Source organism: Kushneria sinocarnis (assembly GCF_003633775.1).
Classification (GTDB): Bacteria; Pseudomonadota; Gammaproteobacteria; order Pseudomonadales; family Halomonadaceae; genus Kushneria; species Kushneria sinocarnis.
In genome coordinates this window covers 209,675-232,201 of record NZ_RBIN01000005.1, presented here as the reverse complement: position 1 = coordinate 232,201, position 22,527 = coordinate 209,675, and the positions used below count along the sequence as shown (strand labels likewise).

Sequence of the window (22,527 nt, the reverse complement as noted above, 5' to 3'; positions counted from 1 at the left end):
CTCCCCGGATCCGGATGACGGGGTGTTGCATGTCGCTGCTGGCACGAATTCGCACCAATACGGTACTCAAGAGAGTGGCGCAGCGCGCCGAAAAGGCCCTCAGGCGACACCTGATGGCGCTGATATGGCGCTGCCTGCGTCAACCCGAGCCGACCTCGATCGATCGGGTCATGCCAGTGCATCGCATTCTGCTGATCCGGCCCAACTACCGCATCGGCAATGCGCTGATCATGACCCCGGCCATCGATGCCTTCCGCGCACGCTTCCCCCATGCCGAGCTCGACTGCCTGGTGACCGATACCACCGCCGGGCTGTTCGAGGGGCGCCCGCTTGATCGCTGTCATGCGCTGTCACGGCGGGCCATCCTCAGGCCCTGGCAGTTCGTCGGGCTGCTGTGGCGACTGCGCCGGCGACGCTACGATCTGGCCGTCCAGGTCGGTTCGAGCTCGCAGACCGGCTTCATCTTTACCCGTTTCATCGGCAGCCGATTCACCATGGGGATGAGCCGCGGCGAATCGCGCTGGTTCGATATCGAGGTCGGCGGCAGCCAGTCACACGCCTACGAGCTGGTACCGCGATTCGCGGCTGCGCTGGGCGTGCCCTGTCGGCAGCAGCCGCTGATGACCCTGACGGAGACGGAGCAACGCCGGGGGCGGGCAGCCCTGCAGGCGCTGGGCCTGGCGGTGAACGACGCCGGCGAGCCGCTCCCCTTTATCGCCCTGTTCGTGGGCGGTCATCTCGACAAGCGCTTCTCCCGCGACTTCTGGCGTGAGCTGATCGCGGCACTGGAAGCCGCGGGCAAGCGCTATCTTGTTGTGCTCGGCCCCGAGGAGCACGCTCTCGGCGACTGGCTCAAGCGTCAGCAGGTGATGGCCTCGCACGGGGTGCTCTGCCAGCCGCAGCCGCTGCGACAGCTGGCGGCAATGCTGCTGCCGGCGCGCTGTCTGGTCACGCCGGATTCCGGGCCGATGCATCTGGCAGCGGCCGTCGATGTGCCCGTCGTGCCCCTGGTCCGGCGTCGCAAGTCGCTGCGGTTTGTGCCTCGCGGTGACCATGATCGCACGCTGTGGGAGCCTTCGGTTGATGAGGTGCTGGAATGTCTCGGCTTGTCCCGCCGGCCGTCCGACAGTCGCGTGGCCGGCCATGTGCCGCCGGCCGCCGGGCCGGCGTAGCGCCGCGCCCCCCGACATGACACGGGCCCCGCCCGGCGATGCCGGACGGGGCCCGTGTCATGATCGCACCGCTTGCGGGCGCGATCGGCTGGGGACGGCGGGCGTCTGTCAGGCGTCCGCTTCGCTCGAGGCGGCCGGCCGGTCGGCATGCCGATAGACCAGCGAGCCGTCATCGACCCGCAGCGGCTCGCTGATATGGCGATACGTTTCGGCCATTGCCGGGCTTTCGCCACTCCCGAAGCGGGCGATATGACGAATGTCGCGACCCCGGCTGTGGCGATAGTCGCCGTTTTGATCGGCGACCGCTGCATGACCGAGATTGAGCGGCTGGGTGTTGTGCCGATAGGTGGCGGCCATGGCCGCACTCTGGCCCTGGCCGGGCTGCAGGTTCGCGGGCTCTGCGGCAAACGGGCCGCTCGGGGTGCTGTCCTCGACACTGACCGTCTGGCTCTGCCGGTCGAAATGTGCCGCCATGGCTGCGCTTTCGCCCTGACCGGCGTCGAGCGGGTTGGCCAGTGCTGCTGTCGGCAGGGCGGCTGCGAGAATAACGGCGGCCAGCGTATTGGTGCGAGTGATATGGCTCATGAGGATCTCCTTGCCATGATAGATGGAAGCTCTTGTCGAGCTGATGGTGATAGTCTGAGCCTCGAAAGCGCCCGGGACGAATCGAACCTGTCAAAGGTGGATATCACTCGGATTGATGCAGTTACGGGGTGAGGGGCATGAAAAAACCGCCTCGGGGGAGGCGGTTGCATGAGGGTGCAGCGTTCGACTGCTGGCGGGTGGGGTTGCGTCGCGTATCGGGCCGGTGCCGGCCGTCCGGCGTCGGAGGCGTCAGAACAGCACGGCCAGCAGCACCAGCACCAGTCCCAGCAGCGAAACCGCCCACACCAGCGAGCGTAGCCAGGGGATGCCCATGGCGTAGAGCGGGACATAGACGATCCGCGCCAGCAGATAGAGCCAGGCGCCCCAGGCGGTCAGTGCCCCCTCCTGACCGCCGACATGTGCGATCAGGATGGCGCCGATGAACAGCGGCAGGGTCTCGAACAGGTTCTTTTCCGCCCGGGTCAGGCGTCCGGTCAACCGCCCCATCGGCGGTCCGGGTTCATCGCGCGGTCCGGTATTGTATTCGATGCCCGTTTCCCGGTTGCGCAGCATGGCGGGCAGCAGGATCTGAATGATCGCCAGCACCAGGGTCCAGCCCAGCAGGTAGAGTTCAAGGCTCATGGCGGGAGTCCGATAGCCGATGGATGTGCCTTCAAGTTAGCAGTCCCGGCTCTGTCATGGGCTGGCAGGGGCGCGCTACCGGGTCGGTACTTGCAGGACAACCGGCAAGCGGAGCGCATGACATGAGTGATCGACAGGCCACCGGGAACTGCCTGTGCGATCAGCTACACGGCAGCTGGACGAAAGGTCGCCGGTCCGGTCAGTCACCGGCCTGGCGCATCGGCATGCGGTCGATGGTGTCGAAGATCGTCATCGGGTCGACAGGGCCGGTCTGCTGGACCTTCCTGCCGCCGTCCTTGCCCACCAGCACCGTGGTCAGCTCGCCGTGCGGGTCGAGTTCGAGGGCATTCAACAGGGCCGTGGTTTCGGCGTCCGTCATGGGTTGGCCTGCGCGTTCGCCCTCGCCGTTCTCGACGGTGTAGAGCAGCATGTCGCGATCCTCGAACGCCTTGTGGTGACTCGCGAGGATGCCGCGCATGCGCTGGTAATCCGGATTGTCCACCGAGGGTGTGACGATGATCAGTGGCCGGAAGGTCCACCTGTCGCCGACCAGCGGGTTGGCCGGGTCGGCGGCCGAGGCGCCTCCGGCGACGCCGATGCCGGCCGCCATCATGGCGCAGAGCAACCAGTGTTTCATGTGAAACATGCCTTGAAGATGATCTCCGGTTCACTCTAGCAGAGTCCGGGCGTCGGGCAGCACGGCTTCAGCCGGCGCTCAGCCGAGCGGGCCACCCTCGATGGTCTTCTGCATCCCCGCCATGATGTGATGGCCGTCCTCGGCGGCCAGCTCCCGATACCACTGCGCGGTCACGTCCGGGTCGTGGCCGTGGCTCATGGCGGCGCGCTTGCGGGCGCGCAGGATGATATCGCCGACCCGCTCGACGCGCTGGTGATCATAGCTCGCCAGCGCGCCGGCCAGGTCGCCGCCGTGGGCCTCCAGCGCGCGCGCCAGCACCCAGCCATCCTCCATGGCCTGACAGCCGCCCTGACCGAGATCCGGCGCCATGGCATGGGCGGCATCGCCGAGCAGGGCGACCCGCTCTCCCACCAGGCTCGGCAGCGGGTCGATATCGTGGATCGGGATGCGTGCCATCAGTTCGGGGTCGAGCCGCTCGATCAGCCGCTGCACCGGCTCGGCCCAGCCGGCAAAGTGGTGGCGCAGTTCCGTCCGGTAGTCGCCGCTGTCGGTCAGATTCTCGCCTGCCAGCGGGACATCGAAGAAGCAGTAGAATTCCGGCCGGCCGTCCTCACGAGCGCCGCTGCCCATCGGCATCAGCGAGACGCGCTGATGATCGCCGACGTACTGATCCCAGTGCTGCAGGGGCGCGAGATCCTCGCTGGCCGGAACCCGCACGTTCCAGTTGACGTAGCCGCAGTAGTGCCGCTCGATGGTGCGTCCGGCCACCCGATTGCGCAGCCGGGAGTGGGTGCCGTCGGCGATGATCAGCAGCTCGGCGCGGCGCTCATGGCCGGCGGCGAAGCGCACCGTCACCCCGGTCGGGTCGGCTTCGAAATCGACACACTCGTCGCCGAGATGCACGCACTCCGGGCCCACGGCCTCGAGCAGCTGGCGCTGCAGTTCGGCGCGCGCGATGGGGCAGGCGGGCTGGCCGACGGCGTGATAGAGCGGCGTCAGACTGAAATCGGTCAGCACGCGGCCCGCGGCGGTGAGATAGCGCATCGCGCGCATGTCGCCGCTGGCCTGCTCGATGGCATGGCCGAGACCGAGACGGTGGAGGATCTTCGCGCCGTTGGACCAGACCGACAGGGCTGCCCCGATGGGACGCAGTTCGCCGACCCGATCATGCACCTGTACCCGATGACCACTCTGCTGGAGGGCCAGCGCGGCGGTCAGACCGCCCATGCCGGCGCCGATGATCACGATATCCATGGCTCCACCTGCTTGTTGTTGGAAGATGACAGCGAGGGTAGTGGTGACAGATTACCTCTCTGATGGCGGTTTTTGAAACGATCGATTCATCGGCGCCGGTACGGTCATGACTCCCGATTTTCAATGGCTTGAGGCGCTCTCTTGTGGTGCATGGCTGTGACATGGTGGTGCATGGAAGGCGGTTCGGGTCATCATGAAACCAACGTTTCAACGGGCGGCGCTCATCGGGCCCGGAGGGGAGCAGGGGCCGGCCGGGCGGATGCCGGAGGCGTACCGGCAGGCCCGGGCTCGGCGAGGCTGGCCGAGGTTTTGCATGGGAGGGTCATGACGACCACTCTTCACGGAAGCTCCCGCCATGGCGCACAACACCCCGGATAACGCTCCCGCCCACGAGCTGATCTACGCGCTCGAAGATCGACCGTCACCGGGCGCCGCGCTGCTGGCAGCCGTTCAGCATGTGCTGGCCTGCTTCGTTGCCGTGGTCACACCGACCCTGGTGATCGCCGGCATTCTCGGCCTCGACCGGCAGCTGCCCTATCTGATCAGCATGGGACTGATGGTGTCCGGCGTCGGCACCTTTATCCAGGCGCGCCGGCCGCTGGGCATCGGTGCCGGCATGATCTGCATCCAGGGCACCAGCTTCTCCTTTCTCAGCGCGATTACCGCTGCCGGCATGCTGGTCAGACAGCAGGGCGGCAGCCCCGACGACATGCTCGCCATGATCTTCGGCATCTGCTTTTTCGGCGCCTTCGTCGAGATCGTGCTGAGCCGCTTTCTGGGCCAGCTGAAGCGCGTCTTCACGCCGCTGGTAACCGGTATCGTGATCACCATCATCGGCATCAGCCTGATCCGGGTGGGCATGACCAATCTCGGCGGGGGCAGCAGTGTCGAGGATTTCGGAGCCCCCGGCTATCTGGCGGTGGGCGGCCTGACCCTGCTGATCATCGTCATCCTCAACCACGCCCGCAGCGCCTGGCTGCGCCTGTCGTCGATCGTGATCGGGCTGGCAGTGGGCACCCTGGTGGCCTGGGCGACCGGGGTGGCCGGTTTCACCGCCCTGGCCGACCGGCCGCTGGTCAGCGTGCCCATTCCGTTTCGCTACGGCTTCGATTTCGACTGGTCGGTGTTCATCCCGGTGGCGCTGATCTATCTGATCACCTCGATCGAGTCGGTGGGCGATCTCACCGCCAACTGCATCATCTCGCGCCAGCCGATCGAGGGGCCGCGCTATCTCGAACGGATCAGCGGCGGGGTGCTGGGCGACGGCGTCAACTCGCTGCTGGCGGCGGTCTTCAACACCTTTCCCAACACCACCTTCTCCCAGAACAACGGGGTGATTCAGCTCAGCGGCGTGGCCAGCCGTTACGTGGGGCAGTACGTGGGCGTGGTCCTGCTGCTGCTGGGGCTGTTCCCGGTGCTGGGCGCAGTGCTGATGCAGATCCCGCGGCCGGTGCTGGGCGGGGCGCTGCTGATGATGTTCGGCAGCGTGGCCGCCGCCGGCATTCGCATCCTCGCCCGGGTCACGCTCGACCGTCGCAGCCTCACCATCATGGCGGTGGCGTTCGGCATCGGACTGGGCGTCGAGAGCCGGCCGGAGATCTTCGACCAGCTGCCGGACCTGCTCGGTCAGCTGATCGGCTCGTCGATCAGTGCCGGCAGCATTACCGCGATCCTGCTCAATGTGCTGCTGCCGGTGCAGGGCAGTGCGCCGGCTGCGGAGGACGCCGCCGAGCCGGAGCGCCCTTCGGCCTGATGTGATGACGGGCCGGGGTGGCGCTGCCGGCCGAAGTGGCACATGACTGTGCGCGACCCGATCCCGGTCGGCAGGTTAGGGTGCCCTGTACCCGATACACCAATGGGAGTCTGGCATGTGGAAGGAGTGGCTGCTCAATCCGCCCATGACGCTGCTGGCCGTACTGGCCAGCACCCTGGGCATGTACCTCACGGCACTGCTGCTGGCCCGCTGGGCGGGTGTACGCAGCTTTGCGCAGATGTCGGCCTTCGACATCGCCATTACCATCGCCATCGGCTCGGTGATCGCCACCACCATTGCGGCCGCCACCCCCTCCCTGCTGCAGGGCATGACGGCGCTGTTCGGCCTCTATGCGGTCCAGCTGGTGGTGTCGCTGCTGCGGTTGCGCTCCCACCGGCTGCAGGCCACGGTGGACAATGCCCCGATCCTGGTGATGGGGCAGGGCGGCCGCCTGCTGTGGGAGAACATGGCGGTGGCGCGCGTCACCGAGGATGACCTGCGCCAGCAGCTGCGCAAGGCCAATGTGCTCGATCCGGGCCAGGTCCAGGCGGTGATCATCGAGGGCACCGGCAACGTTCATATCCTGCACGGTCACGGTCGGGACCTGTCGAGCGATGACTGGGTGGTCGAGAACGTGCGCGACTACAGCGGCGTACTGCGCTCGCCGGATGAACCGATGCCGTCGGCGCGCACCCGGCTGCCCTGACCACCCGGCCGGCGCGGCTGACGGCACACGCGATTGCATGGCCGGTCAGCCGCTGTTGTTCGCTCCCCGGTCGATGTTATCCAGCGAGCGGTAGCCGGCGCGGGCGACCTCATCGACCGGCCGCCGGCTGGTGTCATCACTGAAGATCTCCAGCGACCACGGCCCGTTGTAGCCGGTCTGCTGCAGCGCCGCGAGGAACGCCTCGTTCAGCAGCGTGCCTTCACCGGGAAAGCAGCGGCCGTGCCGGCTCCAGTCGAGCAGCCCTCGTTCGGCGCGGGGGTGAGCGTCGGCCAGCTGCACGAGGGTAATCCGCTCGCCGGGCAGGCTCGTCAGCAGGTCGAGCGGTTCGCCACGGGCGAGGATGTGGAAGCTGTCGATGACGATGCCCAGCGCGGGATGATCGACGGCCTCGATCAGCGGCCAGACCTGGCGGTAATCGCTCAGATGCCCCCAGCTCAGGGCCTCCACGCCCACCCGCACGCCGGTGGCGTGGGCGCGTTCGGCGATGGCGGCAAGCTGCGCCCGGTTGGTGGCGAAATCGGTCAGGGCATCCTTGCGGGTGCTGGTACACATCAACAGCCGGTCGGTCCCGAGTTCCGCCATCAGCGCGAGCTGGCCGTCGAGGCGGGCCAGCGCGAAGGTGTCGAAATCCGGAGCGCCCAGCGCATCCGGCCACGGCTGCAGCGCCACGATGGTCAGGCCCAGCCGGGCGGCCAGTTCGGCAATCGCCCGCGGCGACTCCTCGGCCTCGCGGACATCCGGTTCGAACAGCTCGACGCCGCCGAACCCGGCAGCGGCCACGGCTTCGAGCTTGTCGGCCAGGCGCCCGCCCAGCGACACGGTGGCGATCGCTCTCATCGTTGCTCTCCGGTCATGGCTTTCGTTCGACCATAGTCGGCGCGCGGTGCCAACGACAGCTCGGTGCAGGGCGGGCCGCGCGCCTGCCGTTCGGCTGAAGGCCCCTCCCGAGCGGTACGGCAAGGGTGTATCCTGCAGGCTCACTTCCGAGCGGACGGTACCTGACGCCCATGCAAGACGCATCCGGACATTTCACGCGCCTGCCCGGTGCACCCCACCCGGCCCCGGTGCGGGCGGGCAGAATGACGCCGGTTCAGGGAGGTACGCCGTCATGAGCCGTCGTCGGCTGATCGTCGCCATCACCGGCGCCAGCGGCTTCGTCTACGGGGCAAGAGCGCTGGAGCTGCTGCGGCCGCTGGAGGTGGAAACCCACCTGATCCTGTCGAAATCCGCCGATCTGACCCGGCACTACGAGACCGGGATCACGCGTGAGGCGCTGCATGAGCTGGCCGATGAGGTGCATCCGGTGGGGGATATCGGCGCCTCGCTCTCCTCGGGCTCGTTTCGCACCCTGGGCATGCTGGTGGCGCCCTGTTCGGTGAAGACGATGTCCGAGATCGCCAGTGGCGCTACCACCAACCTGATCTCCCGGGCGGCCGACGTGGTGCTCAAGGAGCGGCGCCGGCTGGTGCTGATGCTGCGCGAGACGCCGCTGCATCTGGGCCACCTGCGGACCATGACCGCCCTGACCGAAATGGGCGCGATCATGTTCCCGCCGGTGCCGGCCTTCTACGCCCGGCCCGATTCGCTGGAGAGCATGATCGATCATAGCGTGGCGCGGGCGCTGGACCTGTTCGACATCGAGATCGAGGGCATGCCGCGCTGGGGTGAAAACCTGCACCCGCCGGGCAAAACCCGAGAGTCGCGCAACGACGACTGAAGGATCGGGCTGCTGCCGCCTGCTTCCGGGTGTTTGCTATCCTGGACGTTATGGTGAAGTGGCATGATATGGAGCAGGTATGGATCTTTCAGGCAACACGGTACTGGTGACGGGTGGTGGTAGTGGCATTGGTCTGGCCATCGCCGAGCGTTTTCTGGCCGCCGGCAGTGAAGTGATCATTTGTGGGCGGCGCGAAGATCGGCTGCGTGAAGCACAGCAGCAGCATCCGGCATTGCATGTGCGTGTGGGTGATGTCGAGCATCAGCAGGGGCGTGAGACACTGATCGAGCAGATCACCCGGGAGTTTCCGAACTTCAACGTGCTGGTCAATAACGCCGGCCTGCAGCGTCGGCACCGCTTTGCCGAGGATGACGCGCCCTGGTCGGAGCGCCAGCAGGAGATCACCATCAATTTCGAAGCACCGGTGCATCTGGCGTCGCTGGTACTGGACCATTTTCGGACCCGGCCGCGTGCGGCTGTCATCAACGTCTCCTCGGGGCTGGCCTTTGTGCCGGGGCTATTCGCGCCAGTCTATTCGGCGACCAAGGCTGCCCTGCACTCCTTCTCCCTCTCCCTGCGCGGTGAGCTGGCCCATACGCCCATCGAGGTCATCGAGATCGCGCCCCCTGCGGTCAATACGGATCTGGGTGGCGTGGGTGTGCACGTCAATGGTGAGCCGGTCGATGCGTTTGCCGACTCGGTGATGCAGCGGATCGCCGCGGGTGAAGTGGAGGTCGGCTATGGGGGTTCGGAAGAGCGCCGCCGCGCCTCCCGAGCGGAACTCGACGCCTGGTTCGAACGCATGAACGGTCCGCTGATGCAGCGCTGATCTCGCGGCAGTCGGCCTCCGGGAGCCGACGCCTTTGTTTTTCTCAGTCCATCCCGGGCGTTGACGCGATGTTGGCGCCCTCTTCATAGCGCGTATAGGCCGCCAGCACGAGCCGCTCCGACTGCACCAGGTAGTGCTCGAGCAGCTCCGAGGCTTCCCGCGGCCGGCCGGCTTCCAGCGTGTCCAGGACACGCCGGTTCATCGCCACATAGGGCTCATGCAGCATCTCGGGGTCGGCGATCAGTCCGAAGGCCAGCCGCAGCTCGGCGGCCAGCCGGCGGAAGAAGACGTTGAGCCGCTCGCTGTCGGCCAGTTCGACGATGGCGGCGTGGAAGGCCATGTTGGCGGTGCCCACGGCATTCCAGTCCTGCGTCTCGCGATGGGTGCCGGCGTCCGCGACCGCGGCACGCATCGCCCGGGCCCCCGGGTGACCGGGCCAGGCTTCCGCCAGGGCCCGACACTCGATAAAGCGCCGCAGCCGGTAGATGTCCACGATGGAGGCCATGCTGGGCGTGGTGACAAAGACCCCCCGGTTGGGGTGATGGGTGACCAGCCCTTCATGCGCCAGGCTGCGAAACGCTTCGCGCAGGGTGTTGCGGGAGATGCCCAGCTGTTCGCTCAGCCCCGCCTCCGAGAGCCGCTGGCCCGGAATCAGTTCTCCCTCGACCAGCATGCGGCGCACGCGGTTCGTGACGGTTTCCCCCAGGGTCCTGCCGGTCTCACCCGCAATTGGCTCTCTCATCTCGATGCAGTTCCCGCTCGTGTTTCATGATCGTCTGTCCCGAATGGTCCCCGATTCCTGCCGCAGGCGACAAGGGCACGGCCGCGCCCCGGGGGCGGTGATGCACGCTCATGGCGCATGGCAGCCGTGAAACGCCCCATTATTGAACGCAAGTCGTATCCAGGTTCAGCGGAGTCTCCTTTATTGTTGAACAATAAAGGCGTGATCAGTGCACGATATCAGGCGTGCTGTTCATTCTGGCATGCAAATTGCGTCGATACGGCATCATCCACCCGACCCCGGAGTCCCGCCGCCATGACGAGCCGCACCAAAGCACATCCCATGAAGACGAGACAGGCGTCGCTGCTCGGCGCCGTCTTCATGATGGCCACCTCGGCGGTCGGCCCCGGATTCATTACCCAGACCGCGACCTTCACGTCGCTGATGGGGGCGGCCTTTGCCTTCGGCATCCTGGCGTCGATCGTGATCGACTTCGTGGTCCAGCTGAACATCTGGCGGGTGGTGACCGTGACGGGCATGCGCGCGCACGAGGTGGCCAACGCGGCGCTGCCCGGCAGCGGCTATCTGCTGGCGGTGCTGGTGATCTTCGGCGGGCTGGTGTTCAACGTCGGCAACATCGCCGGCGCCGGGCTGGGGTTCAATGCCCTGACCGGGCTCGACCCCCGGTGGGGCGGCGCGCTGAGCGGGCTGATCGCCATCGGCATCTTTCTGTCGCATCGTGCCGGGGTGGCCATTGATCGCATCGTGATGGCGCTGGGGGTGCTGATGCTGGCGCTGACGGTGTTCGTCGCCATTGCTTCCGACCCGCCGGTGGGTGAGGCGCTGCGCCAGACCGTCATGCCCGACAGCATCAGCTTTGCCACCATCACCACCATCGTGGGCGGCACGGTGGGCGGCTATATCACCTATGCCGGCGCACACCGCATCCTGGATCGCGGCGTGGGCGGCGTCGAGCATGTCGAGACCGTGTCGAAGGCGGCACTGCGCGGCATCCTGGTGACCGGGGTGATGCGCTACGTGCTGTTTCTGGCGATTCTGGGAGTGGTCGCCAGCGGGGTGACCATCGACATCTCCAGCCAGGGCGCCAACCCCGCGGCACAGGCCTTCCAGGTCGCCGCGGGCGAGTTCGGCCTGCGCGCCTTCGGCCTGATCCTGTGGGCGGCCGGGATCACCAGCATCATCGGCGCCGCCTATACGTCCATGACGTTTCTCGGGGCCTTCCGCCCCGGCATCGGCGAGGCCATGCGCAATCGTGCCACGGTGGTGTTCATCGCGGTGTCGCTGGTCGTCTTCATGCTGCTGGGGACCCCGCCCGCCGCCCTGCTGGTCTTCGCCGGCGGCTTCAACGGGCTGATCCTGCCGCTGGGGCTGACGCTCTTTTTGTGGGTGGCCTGGCGGCGTCAGGATCTGATGGCGGGCTACCGTTATCCGCGCTGGCTGCTGGTGGCGGGCGCCGTCGTCAGCCTCATGACCTGGTACATGGGCTATCAGTCCATCGGTCCCATCTTTGCCTTTCTCACGCCGAGTGCCTGACAGGGGAGTTCACACATGGCACATATCGATCTCAACAGCGATCTCGGAGAGAGCCTCGGTCAGTGGCGCATGGGGGATGACGACGCCATGCTGGGCATCGTCACCAGTGCCAACGTGGCCTGTGGCTTTCACGCCGGCGATCCCGCCGGCATCCTGCGCACGCTGAAGGCCGCCGCCGACCGGGGCGTGGCGATCGGAGCGCACGTGGCCTATCCCGACCTGGTGGGCTTCGGCCGCCGGGCCATGGATATCGCCAGCGAGGACCTGCGCGCCGACGTGATCTATCAGATCGGCGCGCTCAAGGGGCTGGCGCGGGCGGCCGGGACCCGGGTGCGCTACGTCAAGCCGCATGGTGCCCTCTACAACACCATCGCCCGCGACGAGCGTCAGGCCCGCGCCGTGATCGAGGCGGTGCTCGCCGTCGATCCCGCGCTGGTGCTGATGACGCTGGCGGGCACGCCGCTGACCGGCTGGGCCGGGGCGGCGGGGCTGAACACGGTGGCCGAGGCCTTCGCCGATCGCGCCTATGAAAGCGACGGCAGCCTGGTCTCCCGCCGCGAGCCCGGGGCCATGCTGCATGATGCCGGGGTGGTCACCGAGCGGATGCTGCGACTGGCCCACGAGGGCGTGGTGACCAGCCGCGACGGGGACGACATCGCCGTGGCGGCGGATTCGATCTGTGTGCACGGGGACAGCCCCGATGCCGTGGCGCTGGCGCAGGCAGTCCGCGACCGGCTTGTCGCGGCCGGCATCGAACTGCGTGCCTTTGCCGGGGCCCGCTCATGACGACGAACGTGCATCCGTCACTGGTCGCCGCCCGCCAGGCTCGCGAACGCTTTCGTGCCGGGGAGTGTCGCCCTACCGCCGGTCTGGCCCCGGGCATGACCCAGGCCAACCTGATCGCCCTGCCGGGTGACTGGGCGTGGGATTTTCTGCTCTACGCCCAGCGCAACCCGCAGGCCTGCCCGGTGCTTGAGGTCAGTGACCCCAGCGACTGGCGCACGCCGATGGCCGAGGGCGCCGATCTCCGTACCGACCTGCCGCGCTACCGACTCTGGCGCGACGGCGCGCTGGCCGAGGAAATCAACGACGCCCGCGCCTGCTGGGAAGCGCACCCCAATCTGGTCACCTTTCTGATCGGCTGCAGCTTCACCTTTGAAAACGCCCTGCTCGAGGCCGGCATCGAGGTGCGTCACATCACCGACAACACCAACGTGCCGATGTATCGCACCACGCTGCCCTGCCGTCCGGCCGGACGACTGCAGGGGAACGTGGTGGTTTCGATGCGCCCGCTGCCGGCGGCTCATATCGCCAGGGCAAGCACCATTACCGCACGCTACCCCGGTGTCCATGGCGCGCCGATTCACGTGGGCGACCCGAAGGCGCTGGGTATTGTGGATCTCGACCGCCCCGATTTCGGTGACCCCGTGCGCCTTGAGCGCGGCGAAACCCCGGTGTTCTGGGCCTGTGGCGTAACCCCACAGGCTGCGGTCATGGCATCAAGCGTGCCCTTTGCACTGACGCATGCGCCGGGGCACATGTTCATCACCGACGTGCCGGACAGTCGCTATCACGTCTGATCCGGACTACCGGAGACATGCCTTCAGGAGGCTTTTTGAACATTTTCCCCGTCAATCTGAGTGCGCTGCTGGTCGAGCTGGACGATCTGCCGCAGACGCTGGGGCTGTTCGAGCAGCTCGACAGCAGCCCGATCGAGGGCATTACCGCCATCATCCCGGCGGCGCGCACCCTGCTGGTGCACTTCGATCCGGGGCGGATCAGCGCCCGAACGCTGGCCGCAGCACTGCGCCGGTATCCGCTGACCGGCCACCGCCGCGAGCACGGCGAGCTCGTCGAGATTCCCGTGTACTACAACGGCGAGGATCTCGCCGAGGTCGCACAACTGCTCGAGCTCACGACCGACGAGGTCATCCGCCGTCACTGCGCGACCGAATACCAGGTGGCCTTCTGCGGCTTTGCGCCGGGGTTTGCCTATCTCACCGGCGATGCCGGGCTGGAAGTGCCGCGTCGCCCGACGCCGCGCACGCGCATTCCGGCAGGCGCCGTCGGGCTGGCCGGGCCCTTCAGCGGGATTTACCCCACCGACAGTCCCGGAGGCTGGCAGCTGATCGGCGTGACACCGCTGACGATGTGGGACGTGAACCGGGAGCCGGCGGCGCTGCTGCAGCCCGGCATGCGGGTACGCTTCACGCCGCTGGACGAGCAGCCGACGCGCCCGGCGGCCACTGCCGCTGCCGATACCGCCCCCTCGCACCGTGGCGCGCCCCCGACGCTGGAGGTTCTCCAGCCCGGCCTGCAGAGTCTCTTTCAGGATCTCGGCCGCACGGGGCAGACGCACCAGGGCGTTTCGGCCGCCGGGGCGATGGATCGGGCGGCCTTTCGCGCGGCCAACCGGCTGGTGGGCAATCACTCGGATGCCACCGCCCTCGAGATTGCCCAGGGCGGCCTGACACTCTACTGCCACCGCCCGACGGTGGTCGGTGTAACCGGGGCGAAGCTGTCGCTCACCCGCCAGCCCGCCGAGGGCGCGGCACACCAGGTGCCGGGCTGGCAGCCGATCGAGCTGGCGGCGGGCGACACCCTGACGCTGGGCGCCGTGACCGCCGGCGTACGCAGCTATCTGGCCCTGCGGGGCGGATTCGAGGTCACGCCGGTGCTGGGCAGCTGTGCCACCGATACCCTGGCCCGGCTGGGGCCGGCGCCGCTGGCGGGCGGAGACCGGCTGTACACGGCCGGCCTGCCGGTGAGCGCGGTCGCACTGCACGAGGCACCGGCGTTCGAGCTGCCGTCACCCGGCGACACCGTCACCCTGGATATCCTCATGGGGCCGCGCAGCGACTGGTTCACCGAACCGGCCCTCGAACGGCTCTGCCAGCAGGTCTGGCAGGTCACGCCGCAGTCGGATCGGGTCGGCCTCCGGCTGGCCGGCGAAGCGGCGCTCGAACGCAGTGACACCAGCGAACTGCCCAGCGAAGGCACGGTCAGCGGGGCCCTTCAGGTACCGCCCAGCGGGCAGCCGGTGCTGTTTCTCGCCGATCATCCGCTGACCGGCGGCTACCCGGTCATTGCCTGTGTCGCCGACCATCACCTCGACCTGGCAGGGCAGATTCCCGCCGGTGCGAGGATCCGCTTCAATCCGATCAGTGCTTTCGCGCCCTGTGCCGACGATTCCCGAGAGACCACCGAGGGGGCTGCATGAACCATTCCGTTTCCCACGACACCGCTTCCCGCCAGCCGCTGAAGAAGGTCCTGATCGCCAATCGCGGCGAGATCGCGGTGCGCGTGATTCATGCTTGCCGGGACTACGGGATCGGCTCGGTCGCCGTTTATGCCGAGGGCGAGCTGGAGGCGCTGCACGTGCGGCTCGCCGATGAAGCCTTTGCCCTGGCAGGGGACCCGCCCGTCCGGGGCTATCTGTCGATCGATCAGCTGCTGGAGGTCGCGCGTCGCTCGGGGGCCGATGCCATCCATCCCGGCTATGGCTTTCTCTCCGAGCGCGCCGATTTTGCCCGGGCGGTCCAGGCTGCTGGGCTGGTCTGGATCGGTCCCGATCCGGACACCATCGAGGTGCTGGGGGACAAGGTCGAGGCGCGCCGGCTGGCGCTCGAGGTAGGCGCCCCGCTGGCGCGCGGCACCGAAAACCCGGTGGACAGTGCCGAGGAGGTGGTGGCCTTTGCCGACGAGGTCGGCCTGCCGATTGCCATCAAGGCGGCCTTTGGCGGCGGCGGACGCGGGCTGAAGGTGGCCTGGCGCATGGACGAGGTCACCGAGTGCTATCACTCGGCGGTGCGCGAGGCCGAGGCCGCCTTCGGTCGCGGCGAGTGCTTTGTCGAGCAGTATCTCGACCGGCCGCGGCATATCGAGGCTCAGATCATGGGCGATCACCACGGCAACGTGGTGGTGGTCGGCACGCGTGACTGCTCACTGCAGCGACGCAATCAGAAGCTCGTCGAGGAGGCGCCGGCGCCCTTTCTGAGCGACGAACAGCTTCGCCGGATTCATCAGGCCGCCCACGATATCTGCGCCCGGGCAGGCTATGTCAGTGCCGGCACGGTGGAGTTTCTGCTGGGCAGCGATGACACGCTGTCGTTTCTGGAGGTCAATACGCGATTGCAGGTCGAGCACCCGGTCACCGAGGAGACCGCCGGTGTCGACCTGGTGATCGAGCAGCTGCGCATTGCCGAGGGCCACCCGCTCTCCTTCACCGAGACCCCGGCACCGCGCGGCCACAGCTTCGAGTTCCGGATCAATGCCGAGGATGCCGCCAAGGGCTTTCTGCCGACGCCGGGACGGCTCGGGACATTCGGGGCCCCCGCCGGCCCCGGGATCCGACTGGACACCGGAGTGGACAGTGGCGACCTGGTCTCCGGACACTTCGATTCCCTGATGGCCAAGCTGATCGTGACCGGGGCCACCCGGACACAGGCGATTGCCCGGGCAAGACGCGCGCTGGCAGCGTTTCACATCGAGGGGGTGGCGTCGGTGCTGCCGTTTCACCGCGCGGTGATGCAGCATGCGGATTTCACCGGCGGTGAGCATGATGAAACCGGTTTTCGCGTGCATACCCGCTGGATCGAGACCGAGTTCGATACGCCGCTCGACTGGGACGCACGTCAGGCACCGGCGGACGAGCCCGGGATGCTGCATTCCGTGATCGAGCTCGATGGCCGGCGTCACCGGATCGGCCTGCCGGCGACGCTGCTACAGGGTCTCGGATCCGGCGTGCCCGAGGCGCCCGCCGAGACGGCGCCGGAGGCCGACGAGGGCGTCGTGACGGCACCGATCAGCGGGCATCTCTACGCCTGGCAGGTGGCCGACGGCAGCCACGTCGAGGCCGGTGAGGTGATCGCCATCATGGAAGCGATGAAGATGGAAACCCGGGTGCAGGCGACGCGTGCCGGCACCCTGGTCATCGAGGCCCGGGAAGGCAGCACGCTGACCGCCGGCGAGACCCTGGCACGCATCGACGCCGATCGGGACCGGTCGGCGTGAGCCACGGGGGAGACGGCCGGCCCGTCGCGACGGTTCAGCTGCCGTTCGTGTCGAGCAGCTGTACCGCCAGCTTCACGAAATCCACCGAGGAGAGGATGCCCACCAGGTGTGCTGCCTCGTCCAGCACCGGCATCGCCCCCTGCCGGGAGGCCAGCAGGTGCCGACCGGCCTCGGCCAGCGGCATGCCGGCCGCCAGGGTCAGTACATCGCGGGAGATGACCGTGTCGAGCGGAATCTGCGCGAGATGGTGATTCAGCCGGCGGGTGCCGTAGCCATCGGCGATGTGCAGGGACTCGCGCAGCACGATCTTCTGGTTGAGCAGTCCGACCAGCCGGCCCTCGCCATCGACGACCGGCAGATGGCGGATGCGGTGCTCGCGCATCAGTTCGTGGCCGTCATGCAGGCTCTGTTCCACGCGCAGGGTGATCACCTCGCGAATCATGATGTCCGCGACAAGGGCGGGGCTGGTTGTATTCATGCGGGGCTCCTGTAAGCCGGTCAGCTGACGCACCGTGTGCCGTTGCTGTCTGATATCGGCACCGGTGGGGCCGGCCTGAAGCGGCGCGCCCCGGGCGTCACTCGGCAATCGAGCGCTCGTGGATGCGATACACCCGATTGAGACGGCTCTCGATGGCGTCGGCGATGGAGACCATCCCCTGGTTGTCCTCGAGGATCCAGCCGATCTCCGCGCGGGTGGCGCCGAAGTGTTCGAAGGAAGCCCGGCGGGTGTATTCGATCATCATGAAGGCGATCTGGGAGGCCAGCCGCGAGGCCTGCAGCTCCTTCTTGACGCCCATCAGCGGCACGCGTATCCGACTGACATCGGGACGTCCGGACAGACCGCCGTTGAGACGCCACAGCAGCTTGAGAAAGCCGAACGGATAGAGCCGCCCATCGAGATCCCGCTGCAGTTCGTTCAGGTCCGGCAGGGTGAGCATGAAGGCGACGGGGTCGCCATCGAGCTCCGCGATGTAGATCAGTTCCCGAAAGACGATCGGCTTGAGCTTCTTGCCCGCATAGGCGATTTCCGCATCGGTCAGCGGCACGAAGCCCCAGTTGTCCGACCAGGCGTCATTGAGCAGTGACAGGATCAGCGCCGCTTCCTCTTCGAAGCGTTTCTTGTCGATCCGGCGGATGCGGATGCGCGAATTGCGCTCACCGGCCTCGACAATGCGCTGGATCAGGGGCGGAAACGGGGTCGAAACGTCCACCTCGTAGGTGTTCAGATCCTTGATGCCCGCATAGCCGGCCTGCTCGATCCACTGCTGATAGACCGCCCGATGGTGCCCCAGCATGACGGTCGGCGGTTGATCGTGCCCCTCCACCAGCAGCCCCGGCTCATCCCAGATCGAGATCGAGATCGGCCCGATCGCCCGGCGGACCCCCCGCGCCCGCAGCCACTGCTCGGCGTGGGCGATCAGCGCTGCGGCGACCGCCTCATCCTCGGCTTCGAACATGCCCCAGTTGCCGGTGTCCCGGCCGCCCCCCTGATGTTCGGGCATTTCGGTCCAGAGCCGGTCGATCTGTGCCGAAATCCGGCCCACATCGACCCCCTCCCGCACGGCAATGAAGAAGCCGGCGGTGCCGTGACCGAACCAGGGATTCTTCCCCTCGCTGATCAGGCCCATCATCTCGTCCCGAAGGGGCGGCACCCAGGCCGGATCGTCCCGGTTGAGTCTGAATTGCAGGTCGACGAAGCGCTTCTTCTCGGCCCGGCTGTGTACTTCGATGATGTCCATGAAGGCCTCTTGTCCCAGGGAGCGGCGGCCGGCATGCGGTAGCCGGCATGGCGGCCATTATGACGTGTTACAGCGCCGCTGTTGATCACCGCTCACCGGGCTGGCGTCATCAAAACGACATCACGGCGGGGCAGACTGTCTCCGGCAGCGCGGTACTGAAGGCGCGGCTGCCGGCTTGCAGGGTTCTACCACCCGGGAGGTTTTCGACATGATGGAACTGACCCCACAGGAACTCGAACGTCTGGAACGCAAGGGCATTCATCCGCTCAGCCGGCTGGGAGAAGAGTGTCTGGTCGAGATTCATGGTCGGACCATCCGCTGTGCCTGGCAGGATGTCCGTCGGATTGCGGCGCCCTCGCTGAAGGAGCGGCTGTGCGCCCGGTTGCCGCTGACCGCTCGCGGGCCGGCGCCGGGCGAGCGGCGTTCGGCCCGCTGAACGGGTGCGAGGGGAGCGGGCTTTCGCTCAGAAGATCCGGCGGTCGATGCCCATCGTGTCGATCAGCCGGGTGGCGATCTCCTCGACCGAGTAGTTGGTGGTATCCAGCCAGGGGATCCGATAGCGCCGGAAGAGCTGCTCGACCTCATCGAGCTCCAGCCGACACTGGCGGAGCGAGGCGTAGCGGCTGCCGCTGCGCCGTTCGGTGCGGATCCGCGAGAGGCGCTCGGGGCTGATGGTCAGCCCGAACAGGCGCTGGCGATACGGCTGCAGCGTCCGGGGCAGGTCGAGCGAGGTCATGTCCTCGGCGATGAAGGGATAGTTGGCCACGCGCAGGCCGAACTGCAGGGCGAGATAGAGACTGGTGGGCGTCTTGCCGCAGCGCGAGACCCCCACCAGAATCACCTGCGCTTCGTCGAGCTGGCGCAGCGACAGGCCGTCGTCGTGCGCCAGCGCATACTCGACCGCGGCAATCCGGGCGTCGTAGCGCGCCAGATTCTGACGGGTCAGGCCGTGTGTCCGGTGCAGGGTGGCCTGGGGGGTCATGTCGAGCTCTTCGCTCAGCGGCGTGATCAGCGATTCGATCACGTCATGACAGAAGCCGCCACTGGCCAGAATGATGCGCTTGATCTCGTCGGAGACGATCGAATGGAAGACGATCGGTCGTTCGCCGGTGCTCTCGAACAGGGCGTCGATCTGCGCCCGGATCTGTTCGGCACGCTCCCGGCTCTCCACGAAAGGGTAGGTTTTCTGCACGAATTCGATGGGAAACTGGGAGAGTACGGCGTGCCCCAGCACCTCCATGGTGATCGCCGTGCCATCGGAAATATAGAAGACATTCTTCTGCCCCACCTGATCGTTCTCCATGATGTTGGCTCCCCGAAGGACGCTGGATATTCCGTCTTTTGCGCGGGAAATCTGCTCGTTTTTCAGTCCTTTTGATGCAGGTTTTAAGGGTCGCTGTGACGATAATCAGTGTCGCTTGGTCACGCCCTTAATGAAAAATGACTGCGCGCAAATCGGCCCGTGACGGGCATTGAGGTCTAATAAAATGTAGTAGTATTTCAAAAGCTTGTTAGCCGTTAAAAGATCAGATCAGACTATTGTAGTGGCTCGAAAAACGCTAGCCTTGTGCGGGCATCGGGGCTGCCAGGGACGGGGCAATGCCGCCGCCATGAAGTGCCCCGCAATGCCCGTAAAAAAACGACGATACCGATTCGAATATGGCTGTCGAGAGAGCCTGTCGAGAGAGAGACGCCATGACAACTCGTAAAGTTAACGACAAGGATGTGGTCTGGTACCACGAAGTAGGCATGAGTGACGTCGATCGGGTCGGCGGCAAGAATGCTTCCCTGGGGGAAATGATCGCCAATCTGAAGGATGTGGGGGTGCGGGTTCCCGGAGGATTCGCGACCACCGCGGCAGCGTGGCGCCGTTTCCTTGAACAGAGTGGCGTGGATCAGCGCATCCACGCCCTGCTCGATGAGACCGATATCGAGGATACCCGGGCGCTGGCCGATGCCGGGGCACGCATTCGGCAGTGGATCATCGACACGCCCTTTCCGGCGGCACTCGATGACGCCATTGCCGAGGCCTGCGCCCGGCTGGAAGCGGACAACCCCGGGGCCTCGTTCGCGGTGCGCTCCTCGGCCACGGCCGAGGACATGCCCGAGGCGTCCTTCGCCGGCCAGCAGGAGACCTTCCTCAATGTCGAGGGGCTCGAGGCCATCCGGCTGGCGATCAAGCATGTGTTCGCTTCGCTGTTCAACGATCGGGCGATCTCCTATCGGGTGCATCAGGGCTTCGATCACAAGGAAGTGTCGCTCTCCGCCGGAGTGCAGCGCATGGTGCGCTCCGACCAGGCGAGCTCGGGGGTGATGTTCACCATCGACACCGAGTCCGGCTTCGACCAGGTGGTGTTCGTGACCGCCGCCTGGGGGCTGGGCGAAATGGTGGTCCAGGGCGCCGTCAATCCCGACGAGTTCTATGTGCACAAGCCGACCCTGGCCGCCGACAGACCGGCGGTGGTACGCCGCAGCCTGGGCTCCAAGGCCGAGCGGATGGTCTACGCCGATGACCGCGAGCACGGCAGGCAGGTGCGCATCGAGCCGGTGCCCGAGGCCCAGCGTCAGCGTTTCTGTCTCGATGACGCAGATATCGAGTCGCTGGCCCGCCAGGCCGTGCTGATCGAGCAGCACTACGGCCGGCCGATGGATATCGAATGGGCGAAGGATGGCCGCAGCGGCGAGCTCTTCATCGTCCAGGCACGACCGGAGACGGTGCGCTCGCGCCAGCAGGTGATGGAGCGCTACCAGCTTTCCGCACGCGGCCCGCTGCTGGCCGAGGGCCGGGCCATCGGCCAGCGCATCGGCGCCGGGGCCGTGAAGATCATTGACGACATCAGCGAGATGCATCGCGTCGAACAGGGCGATGTGCTGGTCACCGACATGACCGACCCGGACTGGGAGCCGATCATGAAGCGGGCCTCGGCGATCGTCACCAACCGCGGCGGGCGCACCTGCCATGCGGCGATCATCGCCCGCGAGCTGGGTATTCCGGCGGTGGTCGGCTGCGGCGACGCGACCGAGCGGCTGGCGCGTACCGACCGGGTGACGGTCTCCTGCGCCGAGGGCGATACCGGCTATATCTACGAGGGCGAACTCGCATTCGAGGTGAAGAGTGCCGCCATCGATGATCTGCCCGAGCTGCCGCTGAAGCTGATGATGAATGTGGGCAACCCCGATCGCGCCTTCGACTTCGCCACCCTGCCCAACGAGGGCATCGGACTGGCGCGACTGGAGTTCATCATCAACCGCATGATCGGCATCCATCCGCGCGCGGCACTGGAGTTCGACCGGCAGTCTCCCGAGCTGCAGGCCGAGATCCGTCGCCGGATCGCCGGCTACGACGATCCGGTGGAGTTCTACGTGGCCCGGCTGACCGAAGGCATGGCGACGCTGGCCGCGGCGTTCTGGCCGCAGCGGGTGATCGTGCGGCTGTCCGATTTCAAGACCAACGAGTACGCCAACCTGGTCGGCGGCGAGCAGTACGAGCCGCATGAAGAGAACCCGATGCTGGGCTTTCGCGGCGCGGGCCGCTATGTGTCGCCGGAGTTCCGCGAGGCCTTTGCGCTGGAGTGTCAGGCGGTGAAGCGAGTGCGGGATACCATGGGGCTGACCAATGTCGAGATCATGATCCCGTTCGTGCGCACACTCGAGGATGCGCGCGGTGTCAGCGAGGTACTGGGCGAACAGGGGCTTTCGCGCGGCGAGAACGGGCTGCGCGTGATCATGATGTGCGAGCTGCCCTCCAATGCCCTGCTGGCCGATCAGTTCCTCGAGTACTTCGACGGCTTCTCGATCGGTTCCAACGACATGACCCAGCTCACCCTAGGGCTGGATCGCGACTCGGGCACCGTCTCCGAGCAGTTCGACGAACGCAACGAGGCGGTGAAGGCGCTGCTGACCATGGCGATTGCTGCGGCGAAGCGCCACGGCAAGTATGTCGGCATCTGTGGCCAGGGGCCGTCGGACTATCCCGATTTCGCGGCCTGGCTGATGGCCCAGGGCATCGACAGCCTCTCGCTCAACCCCGACACCGTGCTGCCGACCTGGCTTGCCCTGGGCGAACAGGTGGCAGCTCCGGGCGGACAGGCCGCGCCGGGCACCGCAGCCGATCCGGCGCTCTCCCGGTAACCCCGGCCGACCGGCTCGGCCCACCGCCGGCCCGCACCCCTGGTGCGGGCCGT

Annotated in this window: 21 protein-coding genes; 12 read left to right on the top strand and 9 right to left on the bottom strand. The window is 66.9% G+C overall.

The window, feature by feature from the left end:
* Positions 1-29 precede the first annotated feature (29 nt).
* Complete coding sequence (locus tag C7446_RS09780) at positions 30-1,172, top strand: glycosyltransferase family 9 protein (protein ID WP_170150050.1); 1,143 nt, start codon at positions 30-32, stop codon at positions 1,170-1,172.
* Between the two features lie 108 nt (positions 1,173-1,280).
* Here C7446_RS09780 and C7446_RS09775 read toward each other — a convergent pair whose 3' ends face one another.
* From C7446_RS09775 to hpxO, 4 genes are all read right to left on the bottom strand, one after another.
* Positions 1,281-1,757: a hypothetical protein gene (locus C7446_RS09775; protein WP_121172921.1), complete on the bottom strand. Its 477-nt coding sequence runs from the start codon at positions 1,755-1,757 to the stop codon at positions 1,281-1,283.
* A 249-nt stretch (positions 1,758-2,006) separates the two neighbouring features.
* Positions 2,007-2,399: an MAPEG family protein gene (locus C7446_RS09770; protein WP_121172920.1), complete on the bottom strand. Its 393-nt coding sequence runs from the start codon at positions 2,397-2,399 to the stop codon at positions 2,007-2,009.
* A 199-nt stretch (positions 2,400-2,598) separates the two neighbouring features.
* Positions 2,599-3,036, bottom strand: a complete 438-nt coding sequence (locus tag C7446_RS09765; RefSeq protein WP_245977790.1) for a DUF4174 domain-containing protein — start codon at positions 3,034-3,036, stop codon at positions 2,599-2,601.
* A 78-nt stretch (positions 3,037-3,114) separates the two neighbouring features.
* Positions 3,115-4,290, bottom strand: a complete 1,176-nt coding sequence (hpxO, locus tag C7446_RS09760) for an FAD-dependent urate hydroxylase HpxO (protein WP_121172919.1) — start codon at positions 4,288-4,290, stop codon at positions 3,115-3,117.
* 355 nt (positions 4,291-4,645) lie between these two features.
* Here hpxO and C7446_RS09755 point away from each other — a divergent pair, with 355 nt between their 5' ends.
* The gene (locus C7446_RS09755) at positions 4,646-6,043 is read left to right on the top strand and encodes a nucleobase:cation symporter-2 family protein (RefSeq protein WP_121172918.1); all 1,398 of its coding nucleotides are present in this window, start codon (positions 4,646-4,648) and stop codon (positions 6,041-6,043) included.
* Positions 6,044-6,158: 115 nt separating this feature from the next.
* A complete protein-coding gene (locus C7446_RS09750) occupies positions 6,159-6,749 on the top strand; it encodes a DUF421 domain-containing protein (protein WP_121172917.1) in 591 nt (196 codons plus the stop codon).
* A gap of 45 nt (positions 6,750-6,794) precedes the next feature.
* On the opposite strand, the gene C7446_RS09745 is transcribed toward C7446_RS09750, so the two are convergent.
* Complete coding sequence (locus C7446_RS09745; RefSeq protein ID WP_170150049.1) at positions 6,795-7,607, bottom strand: sugar phosphate isomerase/epimerase family protein; 813 nt, start codon at positions 7,605-7,607, stop codon at positions 6,795-6,797.
* A gap of 271 nt (positions 7,608-7,878) precedes the next feature.
* Between C7446_RS09745 and C7446_RS09740 the strand changes: the two genes are divergently transcribed.
* Together C7446_RS09740 and C7446_RS09735 are read left to right on the top strand one after the other, a co-directional pair.
* Positions 7,879-8,487, top strand: a complete 609-nt coding sequence (locus C7446_RS09740; protein WP_121172915.1) for a UbiX family flavin prenyltransferase — start codon at positions 7,879-7,881, stop codon at positions 8,485-8,487.
* A 79-nt stretch (positions 8,488-8,566) separates the two neighbouring features.
* Entirely contained in the window at positions 8,567-9,316 is a 750-nt protein-coding gene (locus C7446_RS09735; RefSeq protein WP_121172914.1) for an SDR family oxidoreductase, read from the top strand.
* Positions 9,317-9,359: 43 nt separating this feature from the next.
* Here the strand turns inward: C7446_RS09735 and C7446_RS09730 are convergent, their stop codons facing one another.
* On the bottom strand, positions 9,360-10,058 hold the full coding sequence (locus C7446_RS09730) for a GntR family transcriptional regulator (protein WP_121172913.1): 699 nt from the start codon (positions 10,056-10,058) through the stop codon (positions 9,360-9,362).
* 321 nt (positions 10,059-10,379) lie between these two features.
* Between C7446_RS09730 and C7446_RS09725 the strand changes: the two genes are divergently transcribed.
* From C7446_RS09725 to C7446_RS09705, 5 genes are read left to right on the top strand one after another with little or no spacing between them, the layout of a single operon-like run.
* Entirely contained in the window at positions 10,380-11,591 is a 1,212-nt protein-coding gene (locus C7446_RS09725; RefSeq protein WP_245977787.1) for an NRAMP family divalent metal transporter, read from the top strand.
* 15 nt (positions 11,592-11,606) lie between these two features.
* A complete protein-coding gene (locus C7446_RS09720; RefSeq protein WP_121172911.1) occupies positions 11,607-12,377 on the top strand; it encodes a LamB/YcsF family protein in 771 nt (256 codons plus the stop codon).
* The gene (locus tag C7446_RS09715; RefSeq protein WP_121172910.1) at positions 12,374-13,171 is read left to right on the top strand and encodes a putative hydro-lyase; all 798 of its coding nucleotides are present in this window, start codon (positions 12,374-12,376) and stop codon (positions 13,169-13,171) included. Before C7446_RS09720 ends, C7446_RS09715 begins: the two co-directional genes overlap by 4 nt.
* Before the next feature lie 35 nt (positions 13,172-13,206).
* Positions 13,207-14,811, top strand: a complete 1,605-nt coding sequence (locus tag C7446_RS09710; protein WP_121172909.1) for a 5-oxoprolinase subunit B/C family protein — start codon at positions 13,207-13,209, stop codon at positions 14,809-14,811.
* A complete protein-coding gene (locus tag C7446_RS09705; RefSeq protein ID WP_121172908.1) occupies positions 14,808-16,604 on the top strand; it encodes an acetyl/propionyl/methylcrotonyl-CoA carboxylase subunit alpha in 1,797 nt (598 codons plus the stop codon). Before C7446_RS09710 ends, C7446_RS09705 begins: the two co-directional genes overlap by 4 nt.
* A 34-nt stretch (positions 16,605-16,638) precedes the next feature.
* On the opposite strand, the gene C7446_RS09700 is transcribed toward C7446_RS09705, so the two are convergent.
* Both C7446_RS09700 and C7446_RS09695 read right to left on the bottom strand, forming a co-directional pair.
* Positions 16,639-17,082 carry a CBS domain-containing protein gene (locus C7446_RS09700; RefSeq protein ID WP_121172907.1) on the bottom strand — a complete coding sequence of 148 codons (444 nt, stop codon included), beginning with the start codon at positions 17,080-17,082 and terminating at the stop codon, positions 16,639-16,641.
* A gap of 97 nt (positions 17,083-17,179) precedes the next feature.
* On the bottom strand, positions 17,180-18,343 hold the full coding sequence (locus C7446_RS09695; RefSeq protein ID WP_121172906.1) for an N-acetyltransferase: 1,164 nt from the start codon (positions 18,341-18,343) through the stop codon (positions 17,180-17,182).
* Positions 18,344-18,551: 208 nt separating this feature from the next.
* Between C7446_RS09695 and C7446_RS09690 the strand changes: the two genes are divergently transcribed.
* Positions 18,552-18,779, top strand: coding sequence for a hypothetical protein (locus C7446_RS09690; protein WP_121172905.1), 228 nt, complete (start codon positions 18,552-18,554; stop codon positions 18,777-18,779).
* Between the two features lie 27 nt (positions 18,780-18,806).
* Here C7446_RS09690 and ppsR read toward each other — a convergent pair whose 3' ends face one another.
* The gene (gene ppsR / locus C7446_RS09685; RefSeq protein ID WP_121172904.1) at positions 18,807-19,646 is read right to left on the bottom strand and encodes a posphoenolpyruvate synthetase regulatory kinase/phosphorylase PpsR; all 840 of its coding nucleotides are present in this window, start codon (positions 19,644-19,646) and stop codon (positions 18,807-18,809) included.
* 392 nt (positions 19,647-20,038) lie between these two features.
* On the opposite strand from ppsR, the gene ppsA reads away from it, so the two are divergent.
* Positions 20,039-22,474: a phosphoenolpyruvate synthase gene (gene ppsA / locus C7446_RS09680; protein ID WP_121172903.1), complete on the top strand. Its 2,436-nt coding sequence runs from the start codon at positions 20,039-20,041 to the stop codon at positions 22,472-22,474.
* Positions 22,475-22,527 lie beyond the last annotated feature (53 nt).